The organism is Micromonospora sp. S4605 (genome assembly GCF_003176715.1).
GTDB lineage: Bacteria > Actinomycetota > Actinomycetes > Mycobacteriales > Micromonosporaceae > Micromonospora > Micromonospora echinaurantiaca.
Map to the genome: position 1 here is coordinate 188171 of NZ_QGSW01000178.1, position 9476 is coordinate 197646.

Here is a 9476-nt window from a genome sequence, read left to right on the forward strand (position 1 = left end):
CACCGGCAACCGGGACCCCCGTTGGCCGGTACGAGGCGTCCACGTTCTCGGCCGGCGTGCCGTCACCTGCGGAGCGTCCGTCAGTGCGGGCGCAGCCCGGCGATCAGGAGTCCGACCATGCGCCGGGCGTCGTACCGGGGGTTGCTGTCCGCGCCGATGCAGAGATTGCCGACGCCGCGCATCAGCTCGTAGGCGTCCAGGTCGGGGCGGATCTCGCCGGCCGTGGCGGCGGCGTCGAGCAGTTGGGCGCACACGGGGACGAGGCGGTCGAGGAAGTACGCGTGCAGCGCCTCGAAGGCGGCGTCGTCGGACTGCAACGCCTCGGCGAGGCCGTGCTTGGTGACCAGGAAGTCGACGAAGGTGTCGATCCATCGCGCCAGGGCGGCGTACGGTGCGGTGCTGTCCGCCAGCAGGGTCGGGCCGGCCGCGGCGAGCGCCTCGACCTGGTGCCGGTAGACGGCGACGATCAGGTCTGCTCGGGTCGGGAAGTGGCGGTAGATCGTGCCGACGCCGACGCCGGCCCGGGCGGCGATGTCGCGTACCGGCACGTCGACGCCGGACGCGACGAAGGCGGCGGCGGCCGCGTCCAGCAGCGTCTGCTCGTTGCGCCGGGCGTCGGCCCGCTTCCGCGTGACGGATGCCCCTGAACCGCCGTCGGAGTCGACCACCATGCCCCCACTCTCATCGTCACTTGGCAAACGGAACAGCGTTCCGTATGCTGTTTAGCGGAACGGCGCTCCGTTTGTTCACTGTGCCAGAACGAGCGGCGCGACCGCCATCCGCCTCGACCTCTGACGGAGGAAACAGTCATGCAGTACCGCACCTTGGGCCGCACCGGCGTGCAGGTCAGCACCCTCGCGCTCGGCGCGATGAACTTCGGCAGCCTGGGCCGGACCACCCAGGACGAGGCCACCGCCATGGTCGACGCCGCCATCGACGGGGGAATCAACCTCGTGGACACCGCCGACATGTACGGCCGGGGCGAGTCGGAGGAGATGGTCGGCAAGGCCATCGCCGGCCGCCGGGACGACATCGTGCTGGCCACGAAGGCGGGCATGCCGATGGGTGACGAGCGCAACCAGCAGGGCAGTTCGCGCCGCTGGCTGGTCACGGCGTTGGACAACAGCCTGCGCCGGCTCGGCGTCGACCACGTCGACCTCTACCAGATCCACCGGTGGGACCCGCGGACCGGCGACGAGGAGACGCTGTCGACGTTGACCGACCTGCAGCGCGCGGGCAAGATCCGCTACTTCGGCTGCTCGACGTTCCCCGCGTACCGCATCGTGCAGGCGGAGTGGGCCGCCCGGGAGAACCACCTGAGCCGATACGTCACCGAACAGCCGAGCTACTCGATCCTGCAGCGCGGGATCGAGACGCACGTGCTGCCGGTCACCGAGCAGTACGGGCTCGGCGTGCTGGCGTGGAGCCCGCTGGCCTCGGGCTGGCTGTCCGGGGCCATCCGGAAGGGCCGGGAGATCACCACCAGCCGCTCGGCCTTCCTGCCGCAGCGCTTCGACCTCACCCTCCCCGCCAACCAGGCCCGGCTCGACGCCGTCGAGCGGCTGGCCGCACTCGCCGACGAGGCGGGCCTGACGATGATCCAGCTCGCGCTCGGATTCGTCACCGCGCACCGCGCCGTGACCAGCGCGATCATCGGCCCCCGCACCATGGATCACCTGCGCTCCCAACTCGCCGCCGCGGACACCGCGCTCCCCAGCGACGTGCTCGACGCGATCGACGCGATCGTTGCCCCCGGCGTCGACCTCGCGCCCGACGAGAAGTTCGACACCCCGCCCGCCCTGCTCGACCCGGCGCTGCGACGTCGCTGACCGCCGGGCGCGCCGGCCGGCAGGCGCAGGCGGCGCCAGTTGGTGCGCCGCCTGCGCCTGATGCGGCAGGCTGCCGGGCTGACGGTGAATGACAGCTGGACCCGTGCTGGCTCAGGCGGCGCGACCGGCCTTGAGTGCGGCCGCGGTGTCGACGGCGCGGCGAGCCTGGTGACGGGCCGCTTGCCGGGCCACGTCTCCCGGCGGGCCGTCGCCGGCCACGTGGGAGGTGCCGTAGGGATTGCCCGACTGGAACTGGACGGGGTCGGTGTAGCCGGGCGGCACGATGATGCCGCCCCAGTGGTAGAAAACGTTACCCAGCGCCAGCAGGGTGGCTTCCTGTCCGCCGTGGGCGGTGTTGGAGGCGGTGAAGGCCGCGTACACCTTGTCGGCGAGCCCGCCCCGCAGCCAGAGCGGACCGGTGGTGTCGATGAACGCTTTGAGCTGGCTGGCGACGTTTCCGAAGCGGGTGGGGGTACCGAACAGCACCACGTCGGCCCAGGCCAGGTCGTCGAGGCCGGCCTCGGCGACGTCGGCGGTGTCCGCGCGGTGCTGGACCCACTCCGGCCTGGCGTTGATCGCCTCCGGTGGTGCCAGTTCGGCGACCTTGCGCAGGCGCACCTGCGCGCCGGCCTTCTCCGCGCCCTCGGCGGCGGCTTGCGCCAGGGTGTGCACGGTGCCGGTGGCGCTGTAGTAGATGATCGCCACGTTCACGGATTCCATGCTCGGTTTCTCCACCTCAGATTGCAGGGATGGTGCCGTTCAGCGGTACGACGGCACGACCCGGCGGAATGTCAGGCGAGGCGCCGGCCCGCACAATCGGGTGCGCTGTCTCGTCGGACTGGTGAAGGCAGAGCGATCGAGGGAGCCGGCACCATGACCACCCCACCCGGGCCAGGGCAGGACGGGCCCGATCCGGGCTTGAGCGCGATCATGAGCGAACGGCGCCAGCTGATCGGTCTCGCGTACCGGCTCCTCGGATCCCTGGCCGACGCGGAGGATGTCGTACAGGAGACCTACGCCCGCTGGTACGCCATGTCAGCGCAGCAGCAGGACGCCATCGAGTCCCCCGGCGCCTGGCTGACGAAGGTGGCCGGTCGCATCTGCCTCGACGTGCTCCGCTCGGCACGCGTCAGGCGGGAGCGGTACGTCGGCGAATGGCTGCCAGAGCCGCTACCCGGGCACACCGAGTGGACCGGAGGGCGGCCAGCTGACGCCACTGTCGACCCGGTCGACCGGGTCACCCTCGACGAGTCGCTCAGCATGGCCTTCCTCGTCGTGCTCGACTCGATGACCCCCGCCGAGCGCGTCGCGTTCATCCTGCACGACGTCTTCCGCTACTCCTTCGCCGAGGTGGCCGAGGTCGTCGGCCGTACGCCGGCGGCATGTCGCCAGCTGGCCTCGTCGGCCCGCCGCCGCGTTCGCGCGGCGCGGGTGCCCACGACTCCGACAGCTCAGCAGGCCGACATCGTCAGGGCCTTCAAGCAGGCATGGGAAGCCAGGGACATCACCGCCCTCGTCGGCCTGCTGGCCCCCGACGCCACGGCGACCGGCGACGGCGGCGGACTCGTCCGGTCCGAACCCCGCCCGGTTGCCGGCGCCGAGCGGATCGCACGCTTCCTCGTCGAGCGGGCCGGTCCGGTGGCCGGCATGGTGATCGTGGAGCGCGTCGTCAACGGCGAGCCCGGTCTCGTGGCTCAGCTCGACGGTGTCCCGGTGGCGGTCTACGCGTTCCGCGTCGCCGGCGACCGGATCAAGCACATCTGGGCGATCCTCAACCCGGACAAGCTCCGGCCGTGGACGACCGGCTGAGACACGCCTGAGCCAATCCGAGATTTGTTGGCAGGACCAACATCCTGTATCGTTGGTCGCACCAACGATTGACCTCGGGAGATCGCGATGCACATCCCCTTCGGCCCCCAACTGATCGGACAGACCGAGAAGACCCTCAACGCCATCCTCACCACGATCCTCGGTGACCGGCTGACCGAGCCGCAGTGGGTGACGCTGCGACTCGCGAGCCTGCTGGAGCAGGAAGTCTCCACTGGCGACGACCTCGCTCGGGCGGTCGCCGACAGAGCGCGCTTCGGCAACGCCGGCGAGCTCGTGCAGGGCCTCACCGCCGCGGGGTTGCTTCGCAACGGACGGCTGACCGCCGACGGCCGGAGGCTCGTCGCGGAGATCCAGGCGCAGACTGCCGAGCGGGTCGCCCCGGTCTGGGCGGACCTGCCCGCGGACGACGTGACCGCCGCCGCGCGGGTGCTCAACGAGGTACTGCGGCGGGCCAGAGCGGTTCTCGCCTGAGCGGGCCGCCCCTCCCCTACGGCGGCGACGCGCCAGACCTGGGGGCGGGCCCGCACCGAGCGGTGCGCCACGGGGTCAAGTTATTCCTTGACAGGAATATTCCTGGTCAAGAATACTCGAACCTGTGGACGCACTCCTCACCGCACTGGCCGATCCGGCCCGCTGGCGGCTCGTGACCCTGCTGGCCGAGCGGCCCCGCCCGGTCGGCGTCCTCGCCCAGCTCGCCGGGGCACGCCAGCCGCAGACCACCAAACACCTGCAGACCCTCGAGCGCGCCGGGGTGGTCACCTCGCAGCGCACCGGCCAGCGCCGCATCTACGCGCTCCAGCCCGAGGCCCTGCGGGAGCTGGCGGCTGCGCTCGGCCGACTCGCCGACCGCGCGGACCAGGCCGGCGGCCCGCTCGCGACCTACGACCGCTACGGCATCAGCCTGCGGGCCGAGCGACTCGCCGCGAAGGCGCCGGGCTGGGCCGACGGGCGCGCGTTCGGGTTCCTCCGGTCACTGAGGGCGCACCCCGGGCTGGTCTGGCGCCACCTGACCGAGGCCGGTCTGCTCGCCCACTGGTGGACGCCCGACGACCTGCGCGTCTCCGAACTCGTCTTCGAGGCCCGACCGGGCGGACGGATCGTCCAGGAGTACCGCGACGCCGAGGACGCCGGCGGTGCCGACCTGGTCGCCGGGCGCGCGGAGGGCGTCGTCGACGACGTACGCCCGGGTGAACGCCTCAGCTACCGGCTCTCCCCCCTGCTTCCCGACGGCGGCCTCGCCTTCACCGCCCACGTCGACCTCCACCTCCGGCCCACCGACACCGGCACGGACCTCGACGTCCAGTGGCGGATCACCGACAGCACCGTCGACTCCGCCGACTTCATCGCAGGCATCGAGATCGGCTTCGGTCAGAGCCTCGACAAGCTCGCCGCGGTCCTCGCCGCGGACCCGCCCCACGCCGACGCCACCGATGGCAGCGGCACCGACGCAAGGAGCACGACGTGACACAGCAGACCGCCAGCCGCCGGGTCGTCACCAACATCGCCCTCTCCCTCGACGGCCACTACGCCGGGCCGCGCGACCCCCGGGACATGAGCTGGGTGATGCCGTACGCCCACACCGACGTCGCCCGCGACCACCTGACCAGCCTCTGGGAGCCGGCGACGACGGCCCTGCTCGGGCGGGTCAACGCCGAGGGGTTCCTCGGTTTCTGGCCCACCGTGATCGGCGCCGAGGGTGCCGACCCGCGCGACGAGGGCTTCGCGAAGTGGCTCGTCGACGCCGACAAGGTGGTCCTCTCGGCCACCCTCGGCGAGGCGCCGTGGGAGCGGACGACGATCGTCGACAAGCCGACGGCCGAGGTGGTCGCGGGCCTCAAGGCGGCCGAAGGCGGCGACATCCTCGTACTCGCCAGTGCGAGCGTCATCAAGGCGCTGCTGGCGGCCGACATGGTCGACCGGCTGGCGATGACGATCTTCCCGGTCTTCCTCGGCGGCGGGCCGCGCCTCTTCGACGACGGCCTACCCGCCGGGCGGTGGGCGCTCGCCAGCCAGGCCGCGGGCGAGCACGGCACGTTGGCCCTCGTCTACGACCGGATCCGCTGAGCGGCCGGTCAGCGTTCGCAGCCGGCGGGGTGCCCCCGATTCGACTGTGGAGTCTCCTCCTCGAATCGCGGGCACCCGCCGGGTGCGCGGGGCGGGTCAGCCGACCCAGCGGCCGTCGCGCATGAGGACCCGGCCGGCCAGCTCGTTCGCCTCCCGCCGGGCCTGGATGCGCCGCGGCCGGATGCGGAAGTACTGGTACGGCTCGTCGAGCTGACGCGGGTCGAAGCCGGTCTTGGTCGCGAACGCGTCGCCGGTCTCCGGGCCGAGGTCGGCGATGTCCACCGGCTCGGCGGTGCCGTCGATGATGACGACGTCGCGCGTCGGCCCGAGGCTGAGTCGCACCCGGGGGTCGGCCAGCAGGTTGCGGCCGGTGACCGAGGCACGCGGCGTCGAGATGAGCAGGGCGCTGCCGTCCCACAGGAAGGAGAGCGGGATGAGGTGGACGCCGCCCGGGGAGCCGGCGGTCGCGACCCAGAGATCCACATCGCTCTCCAGCCTCGCGCGGGTGTCCCGCAGCCTCTCCTCAAGCCCACGCGGCGGCGCGTCCGTCATGCTTCCTCCAGTCACGTCGTCAAGAGCCTTCGCTCCGGCGAAGGACTCTATCGGTCACCGGTTCACCCGCGCGGTGGCTGTTCGCGCAGGCGCTGCTCGTGCACGCGCAGCGCCACCGTCGTGGCGTCCAGCAACGGTGTGGGTACGCCGAGCGCCCGGGCCCGCGCCGTGAGGTCGCCGAAGATCTGCTCGGCCTCGGTCGGCTGTCCGGCGATCAGGTCCCGGTAGAGCGAGGCGGTGTCGGCCGAGCCGGGGCGGGTCACGAAGGCCCGGACGGTGTCGAGGGCCGGCTGCGGCACCGGGTACCCGGCCGCTGCGGCGACGGCCGCGACCTCGGCGGCGATCTGCGAGCCGAGGTGGTCGCCGCCGGGAACCGCCACGGCGTCGCCCACCGATCCGCGCGCCAGGGTGTTGAGCGCGCCGAGCGTGCTGATGAAGACCCACTTGTGCCACATGGCGCGGCGGATGTCCGGCGAGATGGAGAAGTCGAAGCCCGCGTCGGCGAGTAGTTCGCCGATCTGCTCGACGCGCTGCGATGTGCCGCCCGTCTGTTCACCGACCACGATCTCGGCCAGGGTGCCCAGCCGGACGATGTCACCCGCGGCGTCGAGCGTGGTGAGGACCCGGACCACGCCGCCGAGCACGGCGTCCACCCCGAACCGCTCGTTCAACGCGTCCATGTGGGCCATCCCGTTGAGGAACGGAATCAGCGTCGTACGTGGGCCGACCGCGGCGGCGACGTCGTCGATCGCCGCCGGCAACGCGGTGGCCTTCACCGAGACGAGGACGACGTCGTAGTGCCCGTCGAGCTGGGCGGCGGTGCGCAGCCGGGGCGTGAGCACGGTCTCGGCACCGAGGCCGGTGATCCGCAGCCCGCGCTCCCGGAGCACGTCGGCGCGCCTGGGCCGAACGAGGAAGGTGACGTCCCGGCCGGCCTGCTGGAGCTGGGCGCCGAAGTAGCCTCCGGTCGCGCCGGCTCCGACGACAAGAATCTTCATGCGCCGAGACGTTACTAGTCGACCCGGTAACGCGACAGGACGCACGCGGTGATCTCTGTTACCGGTTCAACCGGTATCATCGGGCGGTGCTTCACGATGCGGCGGCGTTCCGGTTCGTCGGCGGACGGGTGTCGGTCGACTTCACCGCGACCCACGGCCTGCGCTGGCGCGACCCCGGCGTCGAGCGCATCCCCACGCCGGCCGATCTGGCCCGCTGGTTCATCGAGGCGGGTCTGACCGACAGCACCGTGCCGGTTCCCGCCTCGACCCTTCGCGGCGCCCGTGAGCTGCGCGAAGCCCTCTACCGGCTGATGCGTGGCCGGGTCTTCGGGGCACCGGTGGACCGGCGAGCCGTCGAGGTGGTGAACCACTGGGCGGCCAAGGCGCCACCCGCGGTCCAGCTCACCGCCGACGGTTCGGCGAAACGTCTCGCGGCGCCCACCGCCGGCTCGCTGCTGGCGCTGGTTGCCCGCGACGGCGTCGACCTGCTGGGCGGCCCCCACGCCGATCGCCTGCGCGAATGCGCCAGCGACACGTGCACGCTGCTCTACCTGGACACCTCGCGGGCGGGCAGCCGCCGCTGGTGCGCGATGGAGGTCTGCGGCAGCCGCGACAAGATGACCCGCTACCGCCGCCGCGCCACCGCGCGCTGAGGCCGTCCGTTACCCCTTGTCCAGCTCGACATTCCCTCCCGAGCCGGACCTGTCGCGCCAGTCGTCAGCGAACGTCCTCGCGAGGTCGCACAGTTCGTCGAGCACGACCTGGCTCGCCGCGGTGAGCGCCGATCGGCTGCGAACGGCCGCGTAGACGTGGCGGGTCAGCGGTCGGCGTAGCGGGCGGGTGGCGACGTGGTAGCGCCGGTCCACGGCCAGTTCGGGCAGGAGCGACACGGACAGGCCCGCCTCGACGTGCGCCAGCAGCAGCTCGTAGCTGGCGAAGCGGCCCGCCACGATCGGTTCGAAGCCGGCCGTCCGGCAGGTGCTCGTGACCAGACTGGACAGGTACGTACCGGGCAGGTCGATGGACCAGGTCGCCTCGGCGAAGTCGGCCACGTCGGCCGGTACGTCCGGACCAGCCTGCGATTCCGGCACCACGAGCACGATGGCGTCGGCGAGCAGGGGGATGGCCTGCACGTCCGGATGTAACGGCATGGATCCGTCGATGAAGTCAGCGGTCACGATGACGTCGTAGTCACCGCGGCGTAGCGCCGGATGGCTGGCCTGCGGATCGACTTCGGAGACGTCCAGGTCGATCTTCGGATACGCCTGCCCCAGGCGCGCGGCGAGGGGAATGACCAGGGTGCGGATGGCGCTGGAGAAGGCCGCGAGGCGTACCGGTCCGGCTGGTTGTCCGGAGGCGCCCGCCAGGTCGGCCTCGGCGGCCTTGAGCTGGTCGAGGATGACGCGGGCGTGCCGGGCAAGCGTGCGCCCGGCGGTGGTGAGCTGTACGCGGCGGCCGGTGCGCCGCAGGAGTTCGGCGCGGGCCTCCGTCTCCAGGACCGCCAGCTGCGCTGACACCGCCGACGGACTCAGGTGCAGGGCCGCGGCGACGGCCCGCACGGTGCCGAGGCTGTCCAGCAGGCTGAGCATCTCCAGGCGCGCCGTGTTCAGCCGCATCGGAACTCCTTGTGCAATATTTCCGCACAGCGTAGCCAGAAACTTCAGCTATTCACGTACAACGAGCGGTCCTATCGTGAGGCGCATGACGCTGACCGCTGACCGGACCGCCGCCGGACAATTCTGGTCCGACGTCGACCGTCACCTGGTGCGATACGGCGCTCCGTTCACGCCCGAGATCATCGAACGCGCGGCCGGAAGCTTCGTCTACACCGCCGACGGCCGGCAGATCCTGGACTTCACCTCGGGGCAGATGAGCGCCATTCTCGGCCACAGCCATCCCGCGATCGTCCAGACGGTGCAGCGGGGGATCGCGAGCCTGGACCACCTGTTCAGCGGCATGCTGTCCCGCCCGGTCGTCGACCTCGCACGCCGGCTCGCCGGGTCCCTCCCCGCGCCGCTGGCGAAGGCGCTGCTGCTGACCACCGGCGCCGAGTCGAACGAGGCGGCCATCCGGATGGCCAAGCTCGTGACGGGCAGACATGAGATCGTCGCCTTCGCCCAGTCGTGGCACGGTATGACGCACGCCGCGGCCGCCGCGACGTACAGCGCCGGCCACCAAGGGTACGGGCCCACCCCGCCGGGAA

Annotated in this window: 12 protein-coding genes; 7 read left to right on the forward strand and 5 right to left on the reverse strand. The window is 71.8% G+C overall.

Translation table 11 applies throughout. The features are described from left to right. Positions 1 to 80: 80 nt before the first annotated feature. Positions 81 to 668 carry a TetR/AcrR family transcriptional regulator gene (locus DLJ47_RS14210; RefSeq protein WP_446723561.1) on the reverse strand — a complete coding sequence of 196 codons (588 nt, stop codon included), beginning with the start codon at positions 666 to 668 and terminating at the stop codon, positions 81 to 83. A gap of 141 nt (positions 669 to 809) precedes the next feature. On the opposite strand from DLJ47_RS14210, the gene DLJ47_RS14215 reads away from it, so the two are divergent. After that, the gene (locus tag DLJ47_RS14215) at positions 810 to 1829 is read left to right on the forward strand and encodes an aldo/keto reductase (protein WP_109900481.1); all 1020 of its coding nucleotides are present in this window, start codon (positions 810 to 812) and stop codon (positions 1827 to 1829) included. 111 nt (positions 1830 to 1940) lie between these two features. Here DLJ47_RS14215 and wrbA read toward each other — a convergent pair whose 3' ends face one another. Then, positions 1941 to 2549 (reverse strand): NAD(P)H:quinone oxidoreductase, encoded by a 609-nt coding sequence (wrbA, locus tag DLJ47_RS14220; protein ID WP_109900482.1) that lies wholly within the window; start codon positions 2547 to 2549, stop codon positions 1941 to 1943. A 153-nt stretch (positions 2550 to 2702) separates the two neighbouring features. Between wrbA and sigJ the strand changes: the two genes are divergently transcribed. From sigJ to DLJ47_RS14240, 4 genes are all read left to right on the forward strand, one after another. Continuing rightward, positions 2703 to 3638: an RNA polymerase sigma factor SigJ gene (gene sigJ / locus DLJ47_RS14225; protein WP_109900483.1), complete on the forward strand. Its 936-nt coding sequence runs from the start codon at positions 2703 to 2705 to the stop codon at positions 3636 to 3638. Positions 3639 to 3725: 87 nt separating this feature from the next. Continuing rightward, the gene (locus tag DLJ47_RS14230; RefSeq protein ID WP_109900484.1) at positions 3726 to 4130 is read left to right on the forward strand and encodes a helix-turn-helix domain-containing protein; all 405 of its coding nucleotides are present in this window, start codon (positions 3726 to 3728) and stop codon (positions 4128 to 4130) included. Between the two features lie 124 nt (positions 4131 to 4254). After that, on the forward strand, positions 4255 to 5124 hold the full coding sequence (locus DLJ47_RS14235) for a metalloregulator ArsR/SmtB family transcription factor (RefSeq protein ID WP_109900485.1): 870 nt from the start codon (positions 4255 to 4257) through the stop codon (positions 5122 to 5124). Continuing rightward, a complete protein-coding gene (locus tag DLJ47_RS14240; protein WP_109900486.1) occupies positions 5121 to 5723 on the forward strand; it encodes a dihydrofolate reductase family protein in 603 nt (200 codons plus the stop codon). The genes DLJ47_RS14235 and DLJ47_RS14240 overlap by 4 nt, the downstream gene beginning before the upstream one ends. 96 nt (positions 5724 to 5819) lie before the next feature. Here DLJ47_RS14240 and DLJ47_RS14245 read toward each other — a convergent pair whose 3' ends face one another. After that, complete coding sequence (locus tag DLJ47_RS14245) at positions 5820 to 6206, reverse strand: pyridoxamine 5'-phosphate oxidase family protein (RefSeq protein WP_233257827.1); 387 nt, start codon at positions 6204 to 6206, stop codon at positions 5820 to 5822. A gap of 131 nt (positions 6207 to 6337) precedes the next feature. After that, the gene (locus tag DLJ47_RS14250; RefSeq protein WP_109900488.1) at positions 6338 to 7273 is read right to left on the reverse strand and encodes a ketopantoate reductase family protein; all 936 of its coding nucleotides are present in this window, start codon (positions 7271 to 7273) and stop codon (positions 6338 to 6340) included. An 86-nt stretch (positions 7274 to 7359) separates the two neighbouring features. Between DLJ47_RS14250 and DLJ47_RS14255 the strand changes: the two genes are divergently transcribed. After that, positions 7360 to 7926 (forward strand): CGNR zinc finger domain-containing protein, encoded by a 567-nt coding sequence (locus tag DLJ47_RS14255; RefSeq protein WP_109900489.1) that lies wholly within the window; start codon positions 7360 to 7362, stop codon positions 7924 to 7926. Positions 7927 to 7935: 9 nt separating this feature from the next. Here DLJ47_RS14255 and DLJ47_RS14260 read toward each other — a convergent pair whose 3' ends face one another. Further along, positions 7936 to 8889, reverse strand: a complete 954-nt coding sequence (locus DLJ47_RS14260) for a LysR family transcriptional regulator (protein WP_109900490.1) — start codon at positions 8887 to 8889, stop codon at positions 7936 to 7938. Between the two features lie 85 nt (positions 8890 to 8974). Here DLJ47_RS14260 and DLJ47_RS14265 point away from each other — a divergent pair. Next, positions 8975 to 9476, forward strand: a 502-nt coding sequence (locus DLJ47_RS14265; RefSeq protein WP_146228089.1) for an aminotransferase class III-fold pyridoxal phosphate-dependent enzyme, incomplete at its 3' end; no start/stop codon positions are given.